The organism is Methylobacterium sp. WL1 (genome assembly GCF_008000895.1).
Lineage (GTDB): Bacteria > Pseudomonadota > Alphaproteobacteria > Rhizobiales > Beijerinckiaceae > Methylobacterium.
Genome location: NZ_CP042823.1, coordinates 673,320 through 693,086, shown reverse-complemented (window position 1 = coordinate 693,086; position 19,767 = coordinate 673,320). Strand labels below are relative to the sequence as shown.

The 19,767-nt window shown below is 69.4% G+C and carries 18 protein-coding genes and 1 pseudogene; 5 read left to right on the top strand and 14 right to left on the bottom strand.

All coding sequences use genetic code 11. The annotated features are described in order from the left end of the window. Positions 1-4: 4 nt before the first annotated feature. The 4 genes and pseudogenes from FVA80_RS03665 to FVA80_RS03650 form a co-directional block, all read right to left on the bottom strand. Positions 5-1,321: a leucine-rich repeat-containing protein kinase family protein gene (locus tag FVA80_RS03665; RefSeq protein ID WP_147910566.1), complete on the bottom strand. Its 1,317-nt coding sequence runs from the start codon at positions 1,319-1,321 to the stop codon at positions 5-7. A 4-nt stretch (positions 1,322-1,325) separates the two neighbouring features. Next, positions 1,326-1,517, bottom strand: a complete 192-nt coding sequence (locus FVA80_RS03660) for a DUF1192 family protein (RefSeq protein WP_147910565.1) — start codon at positions 1,515-1,517, stop codon at positions 1,326-1,328. Between the two features lie 11 nt (positions 1,518-1,528). Continuing rightward, positions 1,529-2,748: pseudogene (locus FVA80_RS03655) on the bottom strand (phosphopentomutase). A gap of 2 nt (positions 2,749-2,750) precedes the next feature. Then, complete coding sequence (locus FVA80_RS03650) at positions 2,751-4,388, bottom strand: ABC transporter ATP-binding protein (protein ID WP_147910563.1); 1,638 nt, start codon at positions 4,386-4,388, stop codon at positions 2,751-2,753. A 204-nt stretch (positions 4,389-4,592) separates the two neighbouring features. Here FVA80_RS03650 and FVA80_RS03645 point away from each other — a divergent pair, with 204 nt between their 5' ends. Next, positions 4,593-5,861 carry a CoA transferase gene (locus tag FVA80_RS03645; protein WP_246692252.1) on the top strand — a complete coding sequence of 423 codons (1,269 nt, stop codon included), beginning with the start codon at positions 4,593-4,595 and terminating at the stop codon, positions 5,859-5,861. Between the two features lie 475 nt (positions 5,862-6,336). Further along, positions 6,337-7,320 (top strand): hypothetical protein, encoded by a 984-nt coding sequence (locus FVA80_RS03640; RefSeq protein ID WP_246692251.1) that lies wholly within the window; start codon positions 6,337-6,339, stop codon positions 7,318-7,320. A 587-nt stretch (positions 7,321-7,907) separates the two neighbouring features. Here FVA80_RS03640 and FVA80_RS03635 read toward each other — a convergent pair. Genes FVA80_RS03635 through FVA80_RS03625 form a run of 3 tightly spaced genes read right to left on the bottom strand, consistent with a single transcriptional unit; the run spans position 7,908 to position 10,413 of the window. Next, positions 7,908-8,399, bottom strand: a complete 492-nt coding sequence (locus FVA80_RS03635; protein WP_147909376.1) for a RidA family protein — start codon at positions 8,397-8,399, stop codon at positions 7,908-7,910. Continuing rightward, the gene (locus FVA80_RS03630) at positions 8,396-8,821 is read right to left on the bottom strand and encodes a cytochrome c (RefSeq protein WP_147909375.1); all 426 of its coding nucleotides are present in this window, start codon (positions 8,819-8,821) and stop codon (positions 8,396-8,398) included. The genes FVA80_RS03635 and FVA80_RS03630 overlap by 4 nt, the downstream gene beginning before the upstream one ends. Then, the gene (locus FVA80_RS03625; protein WP_147909374.1) at positions 8,818-10,413 is read right to left on the bottom strand and encodes a flavin monoamine oxidase family protein; all 1,596 of its coding nucleotides are present in this window, start codon (positions 10,411-10,413) and stop codon (positions 8,818-8,820) included. Before FVA80_RS03625 ends, FVA80_RS03630 begins: the two co-directional genes overlap by 4 nt. 414 nt (positions 10,414-10,827) lie before the next feature. On the opposite strand from FVA80_RS03625, the gene FVA80_RS03620 reads away from it, so the two are divergent. Both FVA80_RS03620 and FVA80_RS03615 read left to right on the top strand, forming a co-directional pair. Further along, positions 10,828-11,760 (top strand): lytic transglycosylase domain-containing protein, encoded by a 933-nt coding sequence (locus FVA80_RS03620; protein WP_187193585.1) that lies wholly within the window; start codon positions 10,828-10,830, stop codon positions 11,758-11,760. 86 nt (positions 11,761-11,846) lie between these two features. Beyond that, complete coding sequence (locus FVA80_RS03615; RefSeq protein WP_147909373.1) at positions 11,847-12,749, top strand: alpha/beta hydrolase; 903 nt, start codon at positions 11,847-11,849, stop codon at positions 12,747-12,749. Positions 12,750-12,760: 11 nt separating this feature from the next. On the opposite strand, the gene FVA80_RS03610 is transcribed toward FVA80_RS03615, so the two are convergent. From FVA80_RS03610 to FVA80_RS03590, 5 genes are all read right to left on the bottom strand, one after another. Continuing rightward, positions 12,761-14,344 carry an ABC-F family ATP-binding cassette domain-containing protein gene (locus tag FVA80_RS03610; RefSeq protein ID WP_147909372.1) on the bottom strand — a complete coding sequence of 528 codons (1,584 nt, stop codon included), beginning with the start codon at positions 14,342-14,344 and terminating at the stop codon, positions 12,761-12,763. 168 nt (positions 14,345-14,512) lie between these two features. Beyond that, entirely contained in the window at positions 14,513-15,133 is a 621-nt protein-coding gene (locus tag FVA80_RS03605; protein ID WP_147909371.1) for a GNAT family N-acetyltransferase, read from the bottom strand. Between the two features lie 54 nt (positions 15,134-15,187). Next, positions 15,188-16,207, bottom strand: coding sequence for an NAD(P)-dependent alcohol dehydrogenase (locus FVA80_RS03600; protein ID WP_147909370.1), 1,020 nt, complete (start codon positions 16,205-16,207; stop codon positions 15,188-15,190). A 152-nt stretch (positions 16,208-16,359) separates the two neighbouring features. Next, positions 16,360-16,581: a PIN domain-containing protein gene (locus FVA80_RS30970; RefSeq protein WP_246692250.1), complete on the bottom strand. Its 222-nt coding sequence runs from the start codon at positions 16,579-16,581 to the stop codon at positions 16,360-16,362. 162 nt (positions 16,582-16,743) lie between these two features. Next, entirely contained in the window at positions 16,744-16,986 is a 243-nt protein-coding gene (locus FVA80_RS03590) for an AbrB/MazE/SpoVT family DNA-binding domain-containing protein (RefSeq protein WP_147855093.1), read from the bottom strand. A gap of 226 nt (positions 16,987-17,212) precedes the next feature. On the opposite strand from FVA80_RS03590, the gene FVA80_RS03585 reads away from it, so the two are divergent. Continuing rightward, positions 17,213-18,538: an O-antigen ligase gene (locus FVA80_RS03585; RefSeq protein WP_147909369.1), complete on the top strand. Its 1,326-nt coding sequence runs from the start codon at positions 17,213-17,215 to the stop codon at positions 18,536-18,538. Between the two features lie 143 nt (positions 18,539-18,681). Here FVA80_RS03585 and FVA80_RS03580 read toward each other — a convergent pair whose 3' ends face one another. Together FVA80_RS03580 and FVA80_RS03575 are read right to left on the bottom strand one after the other, a co-directional pair. Further along, the gene (locus FVA80_RS03580) at positions 18,682-18,939 is read right to left on the bottom strand and encodes a hypothetical protein (RefSeq protein ID WP_147909368.1); all 258 of its coding nucleotides are present in this window, start codon (positions 18,937-18,939) and stop codon (positions 18,682-18,684) included. Next, the gene (locus FVA80_RS03575) at positions 18,939-19,652 is read right to left on the bottom strand and encodes a Crp/Fnr family transcriptional regulator (protein WP_147909367.1); all 714 of its coding nucleotides are present in this window, start codon (positions 19,650-19,652) and stop codon (positions 18,939-18,941) included. The genes FVA80_RS03580 and FVA80_RS03575 overlap by 1 nt, the downstream gene beginning before the upstream one ends. Positions 19,653-19,767: the final 115 nt, after the last annotated feature.

Sequence of the window (19,767 nt, the reverse complement as noted above, 5' to 3'; positions counted from 1 at the left end):
GGCCCTAGGTTAAGCACCGGTCAAAGGTTTCTTCGGTCGTGATCGCTGAGATCACTTCCGCCAGATCGGGCCGGTTCGTCGGGGTCGGTTGCAGGCAGGCCTCCACAAGCGTTTGCAGCCCGTTCGGGGCCCCGTCGCTGCGGTCCAGCAACTCGCTCAGCAGGATCCCCACCGCCCGCACCTCGATCCGCTTCAGCGCCGCACCGTCTTCGCCAGCAGGCAGCGCCGAGGCGGCGCCGAAATCGCTGAGCACGGCGGCGCCGGTTGCGGCATTCCACAGCGTGTTGTGGGCGTAGACGTCGCCGTGGAGCAGGCCACGCCCGTGCAGATGGGCCACGGCTTCGGCCACCGCGCCGGCGATGCGCAGGCCATGCCCTGTGGCAAGCGTCAGGGTGGGGTCGTAGACGTCACGGCTGCAACTCGCGAGGCTCGGCGGGCCGGCGAGCACGCGCCACTGGGCCGGCAAGAGCCGGAGCAGCAAGCCCTGCGAACCGTCGGGATGGTCGACGAGCCGGCCGAGGGCGCCTGTGAGCGCCGGATGGGTTCCGGCAGCGAGGCAGGCTACCATCTCGCGCTCCGGCAGACCGTCGCTGGTCATCGCGCCCTTGAACAGCTTCAGCGCAACCTCCTGCGGGCCAGTAGGTCCGCGCCAGACGGCGCGGTGGACCCGGCCCGAGGCACCCTCCCCAAGCAAATCGCCGACCTCGAGCGCGGTCCACGGCACGGCCGCCGCCGGTGCGGGCTCCGTCGGCGGTTCGGCGGGATTGCCCGCGTAGGAGATCCAGGCGAGGCGCGGCAGGCGTGCCAGCCAAGGCGGCAGCGCCTCGAGACGGTTGCAGGACAGGCGGATCAGTTCGAGGTTCTGCGCCTCCGCCAAGCTCTCGGGCAGATGCGCGATGCGGTTGCCCGACAGCATCAGCTTCTGTAGCAGCGGCCGTGCCCCCAGCGTGTTCGGCAGCGTCTCGATCCGGTTGTCCGTGAGGGTGAGCCAGCGCAGGTCGCGTGGCAGCGCCTCCGCCGGCACCTCCCGGATGCCGCATCCGCGAAAGCCGAGCTGGCTCAGCGTCGGGCATTGGCCGAGGACGGACGGCAGCCGCGCGAACGGATTGCCGGAGCAGAACAGCACCCTCAGATTCTTGAGGCGGCCGAGATCGACCGGCAGATCGGCGAGGCTACCACGTCCGAGATCCAGCACTTCCAGGGTGTCTGCGAGGCCGAACACCTCCTGGGGAAATTCAGCGAGTCCGTCCGGCAACCGCAGTTCCCGGGCGCCCGCGAGATCGCCGCGCCGCAGGGCCGCGAGGGTTTCGGTCCGATCCAAGATGTCAGCCCCGCTTGAAAAAGGCGTCGGCCGCGCCTTGTGCGGCCTGCTTGGCCGCCCGGGCCGCCTCGATCCGCGCGATCTCCTCTCGCAGCAGCGCGACGCGCGCGTCGAGGTCGGAGAGCGACAGCGTGTCGAGGGATTGCCCGATCTCGTGGGCGACGGCCTTGCGCGGCCGCTCGTCGTCGTCTCGCATGTCTCGGCTCCCTACAGGAACGATTGGCCGGCGCCATCCCAGGCCAATCCGAGATGGGCCGCCAGGGTGGCGCCGATATCGGCGAAGGTGTCCCGCCGGCCGATCGATCGGGACGCGACACCGGGGCCGAAAGCCAGGACTGGTACCTGCTCCCGCGTATGGTCGGTCCCCGGCCAGGTCGGGTCGTTGCCGTGGTCGGCAGTGATCACCGCCAGGTCGCCGGGCCCGAGCGCCGCCAGGATCTCCGGGATGCGGGCGTCGAACGCCTCCAGTTCCGCGGCGTAGCCGGGCACGTCCCGGCGGTGGCCGTGCTCCGTGTCGAAATCCACCAAGTTCACGAAGATCAGCCCGCCCTCGGGCAGATCTCCCAAGGCGTCCAGGGCCGCATTGAGGCAGGCCGCGTTCGCGCCAGGCTTGATCTCGCGGCCGGTGGCGCGGTGGGCAAAGATGTCGCCGATCTTGCCGACGCTGACCACGGCCCGGCCCTCGGCTTCGGCCCGGTCGAGCAGGGTTTGCCCCGGGGGGGCGACCGCGAAATCCTTGCGGTTGCCGGTCCGGCGGAAGCCCGCCGCCACGGAGCCGATGAACGGCCGGGCGATCACGCGGCAGACCCGGTAGGGGTCGCATAGGCGGCGCGCGGTCATGCAAAGCGCGTAGAGGCGCTCCAATCCGAACGCCTCCTCGTGGGCGGCGATCTGGAAGACGCTGTCGGCCGAGGTGTAGCAGATCGGCCGACCGGTCCGGACGTGCTCGGCGCCGAGTTCGTCGATGATGGCGACGCCGGGCGCGTGTCGGTCACCCAGGATTCCGGGCAGGCCGCCTTCCGCGATCAACGCCGCCGTCAGCGCGGCCGGGAAGGCTGGTTGGCTGTTCGGGAAATGGCCCCAGGGTTCGGGCATCGGTAGCCCGGTGATCTCCCAATGGCCGGATGGGGTGTCCTTGCCGGCGGCTGTCTCTACGGCATGTCCGTAGGCGCCCTCCGGCTCACCTGCGGGGTCGAGGTTCGGAGGCATACGGCCCGAAGCTCCGGCGGCCGCCAGACCCAGCCCGAGGCCGGCGAGATGGGGCAGGCGCAGAGGGCCGGCGCGCAGGCCCGCCTGGTCGCCGCGCCCGCCGCGCAGGCCTCGGCGATATGCCCGAGCGTGTCGGACCCAGTATCGCCGTACGCTGCGGCGTCCGGGGCGCCGCCGATGCCGACGGAATCGAGGACGATGAGGAGGGCGCGCGCCACTTTCAGGCGGGCTCCAGCTCGGCGGCGACATCGCTGTCCAGGGCGAAGGCGGCCTTGAACAGCGCCCGTGTGTAGGGTGTCTGCGGATCGGAAAAAATCGTCTCCGCCGGGCCTTCCTCGACCACCCGGCCGTTCTGCATCACCACCACGTAGTTCGCGAGCGCCCGCACCACCTTCAGGTCGTGGCTGATGAACAGGTAGGCCAACCCGCGCTCGCGCTGCAGGTCGCGCAGCAGCGTCACGATCTGCGCCTGCACCGAGCGGTCCAGCGCCGACGTCGGCTCGTCCAACACGACGAAGCGTGGGTTGAGCACCATGGCCCGGGCGATGGCGATGCGCTGGCGCTGGCCGCCGGAGAATTCGTGCGGGTAGCGGTCCATGGCGGCCGGGTCGAGGCCGACATCGGTGAGCGCCTTGGAGACCACCGCCCGCCGCTCGGCCCGGGAGCGCGCGGTGCCCTGCACGATCAGCCCCTCGGCGACGATGTCGGCCACGGACATGCGCGGCGAGAGCGAGCCGTAGGGGTCCTGGAAGACCACCTGCATGTCCTTCCGGAGCGGGCGCATCTGCGCCACGGTGAAGCCGTCGATGGCCTGGCCCAGGAACACGATCGGGCCTTCGGAGCCGGTGAGCCGCAGCAGGGCGAGGCCCAGCGTGGTCTTGCCGGACCCGGATTCGCCAACGACACCAACGGTTTCGCCCGCCCGCACCGTGAGCGAGACCCCGTCCACCGCCTTGACGTGGCCGGTGACGCGCCGGAACGCGCCCGCCTTCAGCGGGAACCAGACCTTGAGCGGGCCGGCCTCCACCAGGGGCGCCGCGTCGGCCGGGACCGGGTTGGCCCGGCCCTTCGGTTCCGAGGCGATCAGGCGGCGTGTGTAGTCGTGCTGCGGGTCGGCGAAGACCGCCTTGGTCTCGCCGGCCTCGACGATCTTGCCCTTCAGCATCACGCAGACCCGGTCGGCGATGCGCTCGACGATGCCGAGATCGTGGGTGATGAACAGGAGCGCCATGCCGAGCCGCTTCTGAAGGTCGGCGAGCAGCGCCAGGATCTGGGCCTGCACCGTCACATCGAGAGCGGTGGTCGGCTCGTCGGCGACCAGCAGGTCCGGTTCGCAGGCCAGCGCCATGGCGATCATCACCCGCTGGCGCTGGCCGCCGGAGAGTTCGTGCGGGTAGGCGCCCAGGCGGCGCGCGGCATCGCGCAGGCCAACCAGTTCCAGGAGCTCGAGAATCCGCGCCCGGGCGGGTTTGCCGGTGAGGCCGCGGTGGAGCCCCAGCACCTCGCCGATCTGCCGCTCGATCGTGTGGAGCGGGTTGAGCGAGGTCATCGGCTCCTGGAACACCATGGTGATGTCGGCGCCGCGCACATCGCGCATCTGGCGTTCCGGTAGAACCGCCAAGTCCCTGCCTTTGAACAGGATTTTTCCACTCTGCCGCGCCGCGCCGTCGAGCAGCCGCAGGATCGCCAGGGCGGTCACGGACTTGCCGGAGCCCGATTCCCCCACCAGCGCGACGGTCTCGCCCCGGTGGATCGTGAAGCCGATCGAATCGACCGCCGCCGTCTCGCCTGCGCGGGAGCGGAAGGCGACGGACAGGCCCTCGACGGACAGGAGCGGCGGGGTTTCGGCCTCGGACATGGGACCCTTATAGCGCGGCCGGCACCCTAGCCTACCCGCCCGCGGATGCGCGATCATGCGCGGTGCTCGCAGCGGGGGGGACGCGCCATGCCCGGGATCGACGAAGAATTGGCCGCCCAAGTCCGGCTTCCCTTCGCAGAGCCTTCACGGCCTGCCGCCAGACTTCGCGTTTCCGGGTCCGGCGCCCTGCCCTCCGCATTCCGGGTGACGGACCTCGCCGCGGCCTCGATTGCAGCCGCCGGCCAGGCGCTCGCGGAAGTTGCGGGCCTCGATGGGCCGGTCGCCGTGGACCGGCGGCTCGCCGCGGCCTGGTTCGCGACGTCGCTGCGGCCGGATAACTGGCGGGTGCCGGCGCCCTGGGATCCGGTGGCCGGGGATTACCGGACCCGGGACGGCTGGATCCGGCTTCACACCAACGCCCCGCATCACCGGGCGGCGGCCGAACGGGTGCTCGGCGCCCAGGCCGACCGGGCCGGCATGGCGCGGGCGGTGGCCGGCTGGGCCAAGGCGGATCTCGAGGCGGCGGTGGTGGCCGAGGGCGGCTGCGCGGCCGAGATGCGTGGGTTGGAGGCGTGGGCGTCCCATCCCCAGGGCCGGGCGGTGGCGGCCGAGCCCCTGGTGGCGTTCGATTCGGACCCCGACCGGAGCGCGTCGCGCTGGCGGCCCCGGCCGGAGCGGCCGCTGGCGGGTTTGCGGGTGCTCGACCTGACCCGGGTGCTCGCCGGCCCGGTGGCGACCCGGTTCCTGGCCGGGTTCGGGGCGGATGTGCTGCGGATCGATGCGCCCGACTGGGACGAGCCGGCCCTCGTGCCCGAGATGACGCTGGGGAAGACCTGTTCCCGCCTCGACCTGCGCCGGGCCGCAGACCGGGCGACCTTCGAGGCGCTGCTGGCGGGGGCGGACGTGCTAGTCCACGGCTACCGCCCCGGCGCCCTCGACGGCCTCGGCTACGGCCCCGAGGCGCGGCGGGCCCTGGCCCCGGGCCTGATCGACGTGGCGCTCGACGCCTATGGCTGGACCGGCCCCTGGGCGGGGCGGCGCGGCTTCGACAGCCTCGTGCAGATGAGCTGCGGCCTCGCCGAGGCCGGGCAGGCCTGGCGGCAGGCCGAGGCGCCAGTGCCGCTCCCGGTCCAGGCGCTCGACCACGCCACCGGCTTACCTCATGGCGGCGGGCGCGCTCCGCCTGCTGCCCACCGGCTTCGAGACGGCACCGGCGGCCGCGCCCGCCTGTCGCTCGCCCGGACGGCGGCGTTCCTGATCGCGGCCGGCCAGCCGAACCGGAAACCGGCCTTCGCCCCCGAGACCCCGGAGGATCTCGCCCCGGAGGTCGAGGCGACCTCCTGGGGGCCTGCGCATCGCCTGCGCCCACCGCTGAATGTCGCGGGTGCCGCGATGCGCTGGGACCGGGCCGCCCGCCGGCTGGGGGATGACGCGCCGGCTTGGGCCGGGGAGCCGGGGGCGTCCCTGCGGTAGGAGCCGGGTTTTGGGCCAGCCCTCTCGAGCTGTTTGGATGGGGTCGCGATAGAGACGTTCGACCAAGCGGATCGACACGTCTCAGTTTGGCGCCAACGCCTCGAAAAATAGGCGTTTTCCCGCTCCCCGCTCCACTTCGGCGGCCCGCACGCTGGACCGGCGCGTGAGGCCGGCAACGCCGTGATGTTGGCGATCTGGTCGATCGGCCCCGTGCGCGGAAGATTGACGGTGAACCAGTCCACTGGAGACATGTCGGCAAGAGCGGTAGTGGGAGCGAGAATTGGGCTTCAAGACCGCCAATTTGAGCTTGACATTTAACATGAATGAAATAGAAACACTTAAAGATGGTATTGACCTATAAAAATTGAAACATTCAGAGACGTGTATACTCTGAAGGCATGGGTGGAAAGCAGAAGCGACGGACACTGAGCCATTGCGCGCCTAACTTTTTAGCAGCGGGTGCCTTATGACAGCGATGCGAAAGATCGACGTCACGATACGAAAGATCTTCCATCGCATTGCACAATGGCCGTCCAAGACAACGCATTTGGTCTATTCGCTTGGTCCTATCCAGCGCAGGTCGATCAACAACCGGGCGTCTGATGTCGAAGCTCACAGGCACAAGTTGCCGATATTGACGTTTCAGGAGCTGCCGCTCGCGCATGCGTTGAGTGAGCAGGGGTTCTGCAGGGCGGACGTGGATTTATTCGAATCCTTCACGGCGAACCGATTTCGTACCGCCGCCAATCGGATCTATGATGAGACGGAACGGACCTACCTCGAAACAGGCAAGACTATCGACATCATAAGGTTGCTCGACGCAAATCCCTCTTTGCTGGATCAATTCAAGGTCATTTTCTCCGCGGGACTGGATGACAAATTTCTTAAAATCATTGAGCATTACTTGAAGCTCCCCGTCGCGTTCGGAGGAGTCGATATATTTTTCACTGTTGCCGATGGCTTAGAAAAAGGCGCCAGGACTTGGCACAAAGATAGCGAAGACACTCCGATGGTGAAAGTTGCCATCTATCTGAACGATGTCGGTGACGACGACGGACCTTTTGAAATTCTTCATTTGCAACACAAAACCTCCGATCTTGAAAAATCACGAGGCTTCAAGCAACAGAAATTGATACAGGCTCAAAACGAGGGCAAGATCGATTTCGACATCACAACCTTCACCGGCCCGGCGGGGTCCGTGATATTTTGTGATACATCGAAATACTACCACAGGGGCAAGCCTGCCACCAGCAAAAATCGCAGGGCCTTGTTCTATAACTACTACGCCAGCAGGCCGCTAACCCCGTATTTCTGCCCGAATCCGCCATTCTCCCCGGATGGCATGAGAGATCTGGTTTCAGGTCTATCGCCGACACAAAAGGCAGCGGCTTTGTGGCGCGAGAATTTAACGCGCTTCGATAAAATCGTGACCAAGCGAAAGCCGTATCTGAACTTATAACGTGACAACTTCGGTCACCTATAGATTGACGGGCGCTTGCCGGAGAAACGACATCTCCCCGTGCCGGTCGGGGCTATGTGCCGACAATCTTGAGGGTGCGGCTGAACTGACCGCCGTTACAGGTGGATGATGGCGCCGCCGACCAAGGATGTTTAATCACGGCCGCGTTTTATCTCTCTAATAAGAAATTGATTTAATATAAATTTTTAAAATATTTAGTAAAAATCGTGCATCTCTTCGTTCGCGTACATTCAGTAAAGCAATTGCAGTCGAGAAACTACAGTCATGCAAATCAGGTGGCGAGCGCCCGCCGACGAGGAGCATACTGGTGCGGCGGCGCGCGTTGAATTGCGGATTGAGACCCATCCGTTTCCAAGTGTTTGCTGCGGGAGGCAGGCACTATCCCGCCGTCCGACGCGCAAGTTGCTTGCCGACGCCGGTCCGACAGCAACCCCGGTCATCCCGGGGTGCTTCGCTGACCGCCATGACGGAGCGGGTCGCGTCAGCCGGCCGAAACCGAATTCATCCCGGATATCGCGGCCGCGGGATGACGCGGTGGGCATCCGTGTAGCTTGAGCAATCCCTAGTCACGGCCGCACGGCGGTGACCTCGATCTCCACCAGCCAGCCCGGATTGGCGAGCGCCGCGACCTGCACGGCCGAGCGGGTCGGCAGGTTCGGCTGAGCCGCCGTCCCGAACGTCGCGCGGTAGGATTCCATCAGGCCGGCGAAATCCATCCGCCCGCCCTTGGCCGGGTCACCGACCAAGAAGACCGTCATTTTCACAACGTCGCGGAGGGAGAGGTTCCGGCGTTTCAGGGCCGCCTCGATGGCGGCTAGGGTCGAGGCGGTCTGGGCGCGGGTATCGCCGAAGGCGGCGACCGTGTTCTTCTCGGCGTTGGGATCGGTCACGGCCGGCCCGAAGCCGCTGAGATAGACGGTCGCGTGCCCGGCGGGCACCTCGACCGCTTCCGAGATCGGGAAGTCCGAGCCAGGGATCGGGTGCCGGGTGATGTCTTCGGAAAGCGCCGGCCCGGCCGACAGGGCGAGGGCGAGCGGTATCAGGATCCGTCCGATCATGGCCGTGCTGCCTTCACATCCTGGGGGGCGACCGCGTCGCCGTAATGGTTGTCGAAATGGGTGCGGACGTAGTTCACCACCGCGGCCACCTGGGTGTCGCTCATCATGCGCCCGAGCGGGGGCATGCCGCGCAGGCCGTACAGCAGCACCGTGACGGCGTAGCCGGCGCCGGCGAGTCTTTCGTTGTGCAGGAGCGGCGGATACGAGGCCGCGCCGACCGCGCCCTCGCCCCCCGCCTGGTGGCAGGCGGCGCAGACCTGGGCGTAGAGCGCCTCGCCTTCGGCCTGGGTGAAGCTCTTGCCTTGGCTCATCGCGGGACCGGCCGACGGCAGGGCCGCCATCGTGGCGTGCTCCTGCGCGGTGGCGGCTCCGCCCGAGGCGAGCAGCAGCGCGACGATTCGGGGGATCGAAAGGACATTCATGCCGCCAGAACCCTCTTGTGGAGCCGCGTGACCGCGTCAAGCGCCGAGAGGATCGCGCCCTCCTGCCAGGCCGGGATGTATGAGGCGTGCTCGCCGGCCAGCATGATCCGCCCGTCGATCGCGCAGAGGTTGTCGTAGTGCTGGGCCCGCGCCTCGTCGGTCCAGTCGCCGGCGCAGCCCAGGGTGAACGGCACCCGGTGCCAGGCCACCGCGATCCCGGTCTCGAACTCGGTGCGGTATTGCGGGTGGATCTGGCTGCCGTAGGCCACCGCCCGGCGCACCCGCTCGGCGGGGCTCTGGGCTGTGAATTCATAGGAGTTCGGCCCGTTCCAGGTATAGGCGCCAAGTAGAACGCCCTTGCCGCCGGCATTGTAACCGGTCGCGGGATAGGCGATCTGGCGGATCGGCAGGTCGGTGTAGGAGATGCCGCCGAAGATATGCTCGTCCTCCTCCCAGAACCGCCGCTTGAACTGAAGACCGACCTTTACGGATGAGGCGTAGGGCACGGCGTCGATCGCCGCCTTCATGGTCGGGCCGACCTGGGTCGGGATCTGGCTCAGCACCGTCAGCGGCAGGGCGCAGACGCACCAATCCGCCTGAGCCTGCCGCATGGCGCCGCCCTGGCCGAGATCCCGGTAGGTGGCGGTGACGCCGTGGGCATCCTGCGCAATCTGCGTGACCTTGGCGCCGTACCGGATCATGTCCGGCGGCAGGGCGCGGGCGAAGGCCTCGCCGATCCGGCCCATGCCGCCGACCGGCTGGAACATCGTGGTCTGGAACTCGTAGAGCAGGAAGTTCTGCAGGCCGCGCCACAGCCGCGAGGTCAGGATGTCGTGCAGCGCCATCGGCTCGCCGTCGACCGGGCGCGCCGAGAGGCCGCCGCCGGGATCGTGGGCGTAGCCGCGGAATACCGAGGACTCGGATCCGGCGCGATAGGCGAGGTTCTCGTCGAGGCCGCCGAGGGAGCGCAGGGCCTCGATCAGGATCTCCTGGTCCTCCTTGGAGACCTGTGCGTCGAGCGCACCCTTGCGGGTGGCCTTTGCCAGGAGTTCGGCGGTGGCACCGTCGAGATCGGTCTTCACCGTGCGGATCCGCTGCGGCTTGCCGCCGTAACCGGTCGCGCTGTGCACGAACGCGTTGTGGTTGAGCTGGATGAACGGCTCCAGTGCCACCCCGAGCCGGCGGCAATAATCGAGCACGCCGTGATGGTGGTAGGGAATCCGCCAGGGACCGGGATTGAGGTAGAGGCCGGCGTCGAATTGGCAGCGCTGGGTTTCGCCGCCCAACTCCGTGTAGGTGTCGCCCCCGCGCAGCGACCAGTTCCGGCCGCCGGCGCGGGTGTTGTATTCGAGGATCTGCACCCGGTACCCGGCCCGGTGCAGCTCCAGCGCCGCCGTCATGCCGGCGAGCCCGGCCCCGAGGACCAGCACCGAGGCGCCTTTGGGATCCCCGTCGAGCTGGATCGGCCCGCGATAGGGCGATTCCCCGGCAAACCCGAGGCTGGTCATCACCTGATAGGCCGCCGCGCTCCCGGCGGCGGCGCCGACCATGGCGATGAGCTTGCGGCGACTGAAGCCTGATGTGTCTGCCATCTCGCCTCCCGTTTCCTCATAAGGATGCGTCCAGGACGATTCGGTCTAAGCAAGCCGGAGGCCAATTTTGGAGCTATGCAAATGAAGCGCGCCGGACGCAGCGTCCAGCCGATGGAATGCGTCCTCGGACTTGCAACTTAAGCGGATGTGAGGCGCGGATAAATCATCGTCCCCGGTGGTCTTGCTTCGGATCGCGCCGGGATCGCCTGAGATAGTCTTTCCGGTCCGGGTCCTCATCCCGAGATGCGGCGGCGTCGCCACGGCCACGAAGGAGCCCGCCGGCCGGCCGCGCGATCCCCGGAAGGCGCCCTCGCGGTTCGCCGCGCTCGCGGCGCAGGCCGGCGATGCGCAGCGCGTCATCGCTCCCCAACCGTACGGATTGATCCGCCCGTGCGCCCCGCTACAAGCGGTTGCGTGATCGTCCCCCGCCTGCGCCTCCTCGCCCTCCTCCCGCTGCTCTGCGCCGGCCCGGCCGCGGCGGCCCCGTCCGAGGGGGCGACCGAGACCGTCGAGCAGGCTTTGTGCCGCCTCATCGACGATTCCGCGAAGGCGCGCGGGCTGCCGGTGCCGTTCCTGACCCGGCTGATCTGGCGCGAGAGCAGTTTTCGCGTCGGCGTGGTGAGCTCGGCCGGCGCGCAGGGCGTCGCGCAGTTCATGCCCGGCACGGCCCGGGAGCGCGGCCTGCTCGACCCGTTCGATCCCGAGCAGGCGATCCCGCACGCCGCCCACCTGCTCGCGGACCTGAAGACGCAGTTCGGCAATCTCGGGCTCGCGGCGGCGGCCTATAACGGCGGTGCCGGCCGGGTCAGCAAGTGGCTGTCCGGCGAGGGCGGCCTGCCCGCCGAGACCCGGGCCTACGTCGCCGCCATCACGGGGACGCCCGCCGAGGATTGGCGCGGCGGCACCGCTGGGACGATCACGTATCCCGAGGGCGGCGCGCCGGAGGCGAAGGCCAGAGAGGCCAAAGAAACCAAGCCTGAGGCCAGGGCCGAGACCAAGCCGGAGACGCCGGTGACCTGCCTGCAGGTCACGGCCAGCCTGCGCATCCCGTCGCGCGGCGACCGCTTCGCGCTGGGGCCGAACGAAGGTCCGGCGGCGCCCTGGGGCATCCAGCTCGCCGGCAACTTCTCCAAGGCGCTGGCCCTGCAGAGCTTCAACCGTGCGCGCAGCGCCTATGCCGGCGTGATCGGCGAGGCCCGGCCGATGATCATCGGCACCCGCCTGCGCAACCGCGGCACCCGGGCCTTCTACCGGATCCGCCTCCCCGCCCAGAGCCGGCAGGCCGCCGACGACCTGTGCGGCCGCATCCGCAAGGTCGGGGGCGCCTGCATCGTGCTCCGGACCTGACGATTTATGGCCCGCTGCCCCGCCCGCGTCATCAATCCGCCCCGAGCGGAGCCCTGAATGGGCCAATCAGGGCAACCGGACGGGATATGACACGCCTCCTCATCGCGTTTGCCAGCCTTCTCGGGCTCGGTCTTGCGGCGTACGGCTTCAGCGCCGCCTCGCCGCTGACCCTGTTCGACGCGATCGGCCCGCGCGACGCCGGCGGCCGCCTCGCGGCGCGCGATCAGGCCTTCGGTGCGGGGCCGCGGCGGCGGCTCGACGTCTACGTCCCCACCGTGGCGGCCGAGCGGGCGCCCGTGCTGGTGTTCTTCTACGGCGGCTCCTGGCAGAGCGGCTCCAAGGACGACTACGCCTTCGTGGGCCACGCGCTGGCCGCCCAGGGCTTCGTGACGGTGATGCCGGATTACCGGCTCTACCCGGAGGCGCCGTTCCCCGGCTTCCTCCAAGACGGCGCGGCGGCGATCGCCTGGGTGCGCGACAACATCGCGGCCTATGGCGGCGACCCCCGCCGCATCGTGCTCGCCGGCCACTCGGCCGGGGCCTACAACGCCGTGATGCTCGGGCTCGATCCGCGCTACCTCACCGCCGCCGGGGTCGATCCCAAGGTGATCAAGGCGGTGGCGGGCCTGTCCGGCCCCTACGACTTCCTGCCGCTCGACCAGGACACCACCGTCAAGGTCTTCGGTCAGGCGCCCGATCTGCCCCTGACCCAGCCGATGACCTTCGCGGGCCCGCTCTCGCCGCCGACCTTCCTGGCCTCGGGCGATTCCGACACGGTGGTGAAGCCCCGGCATACGGCGAGCCTCGCCGCCAAGCTGCGCGCCGCCCACGTACCCGTGCAGGAGCGCATCTATGCCGGGCTCGACCACAAGGACACGCTGCTGGCGCTGTCGGTGACATTCCGCTCCAAGGCCCCGGAACTCGCCGAGATGGCCTCGTTCCTGATGCGCCAGGCCGCCGGGCGGTCGCAGTACACGATGCGGCGGTAGGGCCGCACCGCTCAGCGCCGGCCCGGAATCTCGACCGTCCGCGCGATCCCGATGGCGTGCAGGAACGCCGGATCGTGGCTGACCACGAGCAGCGCGCCGTCGTAGCCCCGCAACGCCCCCTCCAGCAGCGCGACGGACTCGATGTCGAGGTGGTTGGTCGGCTCGTCGAGGATCAGCAGCCAGGGCGCCTCCTTCCGACCGAGGAGGGCGGCGAGCCCGGCGCGCAGGCGCTCGCCGCCCGAGAGCGTGTCCACCCGCCGCCCGGCCTCGCGGTTGCGGAAGGCGAAGCGGGCGCAGACCGCATAGGCCTCCCGTTCGCTCAGACCCTCGTTCAGGCGGCGGACATTGGCCAGGATGCTGGCGGCGGGGTCGAGCAACCCGACATGCTGGTCGAGCATGGCGACCCGGCCCTCCGCCCGCCGCACCCGGCCCTTGACCGGCTTCGTTGAACCCGCCGCCACCGTCAGCAGGGTCGTCTTGCCCGCGCCGTTCGGGCCCTCAACCGCCACCCGCTCCGGCCCGGTGATCGCGAGCGTCCAGGGACCGAGCGGGCCGCCGCCGGGATCGGCGACGACATCCTCCAGTGCGAGTAGGTCGGCCCCCGAGGGCAGCCCGCTCGGCGGCAAGGCGATGGTCAGCGGCGCCAGCACCTCGACGCGTGCCCGCGCCGCCCCGGCCCGGGCGGCGGCATCCCCGATCAGCCGCGCGCCGACGGCCTGGACGCGGGCGCCGGTCTTTTCGGCGCGCTCTGCCCGGGCGCCGAGCAGGATCTTCGGCTCCGAGCCTTTGACCGCCGCGGCGCGACCGGTCCTGTCGCGCCGGGCCTTGGCTTCGCGTTCCTGCTGTGCGGCCTCGCGCACGTCGCGCAACTGGATGTCGGCCCGCTCCAATTCAGCGGCGGCGCGGGCCCGCTCTGTCTCCCGCCAGGCCGCGAAGGCGGACCAGCCGCCACCGACGATCCGAACACCGAGGGGCGTCAATTCGACGATGCGGTCGACATGCTCCAGCAGAGCGCGGTCGTGGCTCGCCACCAGCACGCCGCCGCGCCAGCCGCGCACCAGCGCCTGGATCGCGTCCCGCCCGGACCCGTCGAGATTGTTGGTCGGCTCGTCGAGCAGGATGAGATCGGGCGTCTCGACCAGAAGGCGCGCGATGCCGACGCGCGTGCGCTCGCGGCCCGACAGCGTGCCCACGCGGCGCTCGAGCGGCCATCCGGGCAGGCCTGCCTCTGCGAGCGCTCCCGCGATGCGCGATTCCAGGGTCCAGTCTGCGGTATCGAGGTCGTCGGGGCTGCCGGTTCCGGTCAGAACCCGCTCCAGCGTCGCCAACTGGGCGGCCATCCCGAGCGCGTCCGCCAGCGTCCATTCTTCGGGCCAGTCCTGCCGAAGCAGGCCGACCGTGCCCGAGCGTTGCAGGCAACCGGCGGCGGGCTCGGCCTCACCCGCGACGACGCGCAGGAGCGATGACTTGCCGGAGCCGTTGCGGCCGACAAGGCCGACCCGCTCCGCCCCGAGCGACAGTCTCAGATCGTCGAAGAGGGTCTGCCCCTCAGGTGTGCGGAGGGAAACACCGTCCAGGGTGAGGAATGCGGACATGGCGAGCCGGGAGCGTGAACGAGACGGGGCGAAGAGCGGTGTTCATCCTGTCGTTCACGGCGGCGCACTCCTTCTGGGCTGCGGTGGAAAGCTAGAGCTGCCGGGGCTCGTGGTGCAACCCGGGGCCGACGATCGCCGCGCGCGCAAGGGTACGACGGGGCGCGGCGGTCACGCCAGCACCGGCACGTGCGGGGCGCAGGTCCGGGGCAGGACGCCGGTGAGGCGCGGATCGGGTGCGACTTCGACCGTCACGGCGCAGGGCGTGAAGCCCGAGCGGCGGTAGAGACCGAGCGCCCCGGGATGGTCGAACGTGCAGGTATGGACCCAGAACCGCCGGATCGGGTGCGACCAGGCGCTTTCGATCGCCGCGTCGATCAGGGTGCGGCCGAGCCCCTGCCCGACCGCGCTCGGGATGAGGCCGAGGAAGGCGAGCTCGCAGGTGTCCGGCTCGCGGAAGTCGAGCTCCAGCAGGCCGAGATCCGTGCCGTCCCGGCGCAGCGCCTGGATCTCGACGCGTGGATCGTCGAGGATCGCCTGCAGCGCCGCGTCCGGCAGGGTCAGGCGCGAGAACCACAGCCACTCCGCCCCGACGGCCCGATACAGCCTGCGGTAGGTCTCGCAATCCGGCCGGACGAGGCGGTGGAGCGCCGTCCCGGCCGGGAAAGGCCGCTCTGGCCGCGGGGCCGGCGGCTCGAACATTTCCAGGCTGGTGACGATGGCCGCGATGTGGCCCGGCGGGACCGCGGAAAAGCCCGGCGGCAGCGCCGGCGAAGAAGGGTTGGTTGGCATCGGCTCGGAGCTGTGGCGACCGCGAAGGCCGCCACCCTACCCGATTCCCGCCCCTCAGATCTGGATGCAGATCTTGCCGAAATGGCGGTTGCTCTCCTGGTGCCGGAACGCCGCCACGATCTCGTCCAGCGGGTAGACGCTGTCCACGACCGGCCGCAGGCCGCACGCCTCGATGCCGCGGATCATCGCGATCTGCTGGCTGCGGCTGCCGACCAGCACGCCCTGGAGCCGGATCTGCCGGATCAGCGCCGGGACCAGCGGCAGCGGCCCGGCCACGCCCGTCAGGATCCCGATCACCGAGATGTGGCCGGCCACCCGGACGGCCGCCATCGATTGCTCCAGCGTCCCGGGGCCGCCGACATCGAGCACGTGATCGACGCCGCGCCCGTCGGTCAGGCGCCTTGCGGTCTCGCCCCAGGCCGGATCGGCGCGGTAGTTGATCAGGTGGTCGGCGCCGAGGGCGCGCAGGCGCTCGAGCTTCGCGTCGCTGGACGAGGTGGCGATCACGGTCGCGCCCGCCGCCTTGGCGAATTGCAGGGCGAACAGCGACACGCCGCCGGTGCCCTGCACCAGCACCACGTCGCCGCCCTTGAGCCCGGCATCGGCGTGGAGCGCCCGCCACGCGGTGAGCGCGGCCGTGGTCAGGGTCGCGGCCTCGGCATGGTCCCAGCCCCGGGGGGCGTGGGTGAAGGCGGTCGCGGGCGCCGTCACCCGCTCGCGGGCGTAGCCGTCGACCCCGTCGCCCGGCACGGTCGCGAAGCCCTCGACGAGCGGCGTGCCGTCGAGCCAGGTCGGGAAGAACGTGCTGACCACCCGGTCGCCCACCGCGAACCCGTCCACGCCCGGGCCCACGGCCTCGATCTCCCCGGCGCCGTCGGACATCGGCACCCGCGCCTCGCTCGGCCCCCACAGGCCGCTGACCACGGCGTAGTCGTGGTAGTTGAGTGAGCTCGCCCGCAGCCGCACGGTGATCGCGCCGGGTCCCGGCTCAGGCACGGGGCGCTCGCCGAACCCCACCGCGTCGAAGCCACCGCCGGGCTGGACGATGACCGCCCGGGATGCCGATCGGGTCATGGTGCACCTGTTGTCTGCGCGGGGCCGGCGGGTGTTCCCACGATCTGGGCCGGATCGAACTGGCCGCCACGCCCGATGCAGGGGCGGCGGCAAGAGCATTCTGCTCGATGAAGCGTCACATCCAGACAATCCTGTCTCAGAGAATCCCTGCCTCAGCGGATCAGCTCGATCGTGACACCGGCGGCCCCGGCGATGTCCGGCCAGCGCCGCTCCGCCGTGAGGGCGGGTACGCCTTCTCGCTTCGCCAGAGCCAAGCAATAGCGGTCCCCGAGCGACAGGCCGCCTTCGAGCGTGATCGAACGTAAGAGGCCCGCGTCGTAGGACAATGCCGCATCGACGGGAAACAGGCGGATCGGCAGGGGCCGCAGCAGCATCTCGATGTCGTGGCGTCCAGCACCGAGCTTGGCGTAGTCGCTGAACCTCGGCGAGGTTGACGGTCGTCATGACAGAACCGTCGAGCCCGGCCTTGACCGTGTCGGCCCCACGCTGTCCGAGCAGGAGCGCGAGGAGAGCCGAGGCATCGAGGACGAAGCGTGTCACTCGCGCTCGGCCTCGCGGGCGCGGTCGGCCAGGAAATCCTCGACCGAGGCGCCGACGTGGCCGCCGATCAACCGGCGGCTCATATCCTGCGCGCGCGCCACCACCTGATCCAGCGTCCGGAGCACGATGGCGTCCCCGACATCTTCGACGATGACCTCGCCGCCATTGCCGAGCCCATGCCTCTTGCGGAGGTCGGCGGGCAGGCTCATCCGTCCATCAGGCATGACCTTGGCCCTCATGGGGTACCTCCACGTTATGCCGTACGTGGATCTATCCGCCAGGAGGTATCTCCGATTCCAGATCTGTCATCTTAAGCCGTCGCCTTCGCAGGCCCCCTCCTGCGATCGCCCCCGCTAAGGTTATCGCCAGATCTTCCGCTGCAACTGTCGGTCGCCCCATCGCCCCGGCGTCCACACCCGCTACAATGACAAGCGCCGCATCACGCGGCTGCTGCGGTGGAACGGCATGGCTACGGCGGACGCGGCGATCGGGATCCCGGCCGGGACGGCTCAGAACGGCGTGGCCGGGCGCGACCTGCCGGATGTCGTGCGCGTGCTCCTGAACGGGGCGGTGTTCGTCCTGCTGTGGAACCACGACTGGCTCAAGGACCTGTCCGACCGGTCGTCGCTGGCGGCCGCCGAGGATGGCAGCCTGCTGACCCAGGTGCTGTTCCTGGCGGCGGGACTCGGCATGGCGGCGGCGATCCACCGGATCGGGTTCCGCCACCTGCGGCCGCTCGCGACTTGGCCGCTGATGCTGTGCGGCGCCTGGCTCGGGCTCACCGCGCTCCTGTCGGTGGAGCCGAGCCTGTCGCTGCGCCGGCTCGCCCTGCTCGGCATCGCCACGATGCTGTCGGCGGGCGTGCTCTTGGTCGCGCGCTCGCCGCGGCAGCTGGCCCTGACCATGGCCTGGTCCGCCCTGGTGATCCTGGTCGCGTCGTACCTGGCGGTGGCCCTGGTGCCGGATCTGGCGATCCACTCGGCCTTCGACGTGAATTCCGATCCGAGTCATCCGGGCCTGTGGCGGGGCATCTTCCCGCAGAAGAACGAGGCCGGGGCCGCCATGGTGATTCTGGTGATCGTGGGGTTCTACGTCGCCGCCGCCGCGAGCCGCGTGCTCGGCTGGATTATCGTGCTCCTGGCCCTCGGCTTCCTGGTGGCCAGCGGCTCCAAGACCGCGATCCTGCTCCTGCCGGTGATCCTGGCGGTCACCGGCCTGTGCCGGATCCTGACCGGGCGGGGCCTCCGGGCGCTGCTGCTGCTCGGGCCGATCGCCGGGTTCTCGCTGGTCTCGATCGGCTCCATCCTGATCCCGGCGGTTCAGGATGCGGTCGGCACGCTCCTGACCGACGCGACCTTCACGGGGCGCAGCGAGATCTGGCAGTTCGCCCTGGACAACATCATGGTCCGCCCCTGGCGGGGCTGGGGCATCGGCGCATTCTGGATGACCGAGCGGACCATGTATGGCGGCTCCGAGGAACTCACCTGGGTCAACACCGCCAACCACTCGCACAACGCCTACCTCGACACGGCGCTGATCGGCGGATTCCCATTCCTGGCGCTCACCGTGGTGGCGTTCGTGCTGGCGCCGGTCCGCGACCTGCAGCGCGTCGCCGGGGGGCGCGGCCTCGATGCCGAGACGCTGCTGTTCCTGCGCCTGTGGTTCCTGGGCCTCGTCTCGGCCTCGTTCGAGACCGTGCTGTACAACGGCAACAACGCCACCTGCTGCATGTTCATGATGGCGGTGTTCGGCCTGCGGCTGCGGACGCGCTACGCCTTGGCGGCGGGGTGAACAGGGTCGTTCGCATCAGGGTGACGAGTCGAAGCCGCCGCCGCATCCGTGGTCGTACGGCAGGCGGGAAGAAGCTGCGATGCGCGATCCGCTTCCGCACCATCGACGTCCCAGCCCGAGGCGAGCGTCCGACACAAGCGCCCTCAGCCCGGGTCCTCGTCGGGGACGGTGTCGTGGAACGGCACCGTGAGCACCAATTCGCCCGCCTCGTCCCCGATCTCGAAGGCGCATTCCATCCAGTCGCGGATGAACGTGTGGCGCTCCCGCGCGATCATCCCGCGCGCCTGAGACAGGGCGTTCTCGCGCGCCGCACCCAGGTCCGTGTAGTCCTCGCCTTCCGGATCCACGGCCAGCCCCGCCGGGCCGGGACGATGCCGGACGTTGAAGAAGTAGCGCGGCATCACGCCCCCTTGATCAGCCGGGCGAACTCTCGCTCGGGCAGGCCGTAGCTGTCGTCGGCCACCGCCACCAGGGCCGCCCGGTCTAGGATCGTGATGCGGCCGCGCCGGGCCCGGATCAGGCGATGCCCCTCCAGCGTCTGGATGGCCAGGGTCGTGCTGGACCGCTGCACGCCCAGCATCATCGACAGGAACTCGTGCGTGAGGAGGAGCTCGTCGCCGTCGAGCCGGTCGTGGCACATCAGCAGCCAGCGGGCGAGGCGGATGTCGACCGTGTAGCTCGCGTTGGCGAAGGCGGTCTGCGCCGTCTGGAGGATCTGAACCTGGATCGAGCGCAGGAGCAGCGTGTGCAGCCGCGGGCTCTCCGCGACGGCCGCGTACAGCGCCTCGGTATCGATGACCAGCATCATGCCGGCGTTCTGGACGAAGTGTTCGTGGGGCGTGCGATCGGTGCCCAGCAGGATGGGCGAGGCGCCGCCCAGACCCTCGCGTCCGACGATGCCGACCTCGACCTTCCTGTCCGCGCCGTGGGTGACGATCGAGCCGAAGCCCACCTCGGGAAAGTACAGCTGCCGGATCGGTACGTCGGCCTCGATGAGCGGCTGGTGCAGGACCGTCGTCACGGGCTGCAGGTGCGGCTGCAGCAGAGCGAAGTCGCCGGGCGCGAGCGCCTTCAGCAGATGATTGCGGATACTGGATTGCTCAGGCTGGGGCACGCTTTCGCTCCCGTCGGGGCAAGAGCACACGCCGTCTCTCAAGCGCCTGCGCCCGGATCAGCCGGCAGGCGACATTCTAATAATCCAGTCGAATTGGCGGTTTCAAGCCTCGAAT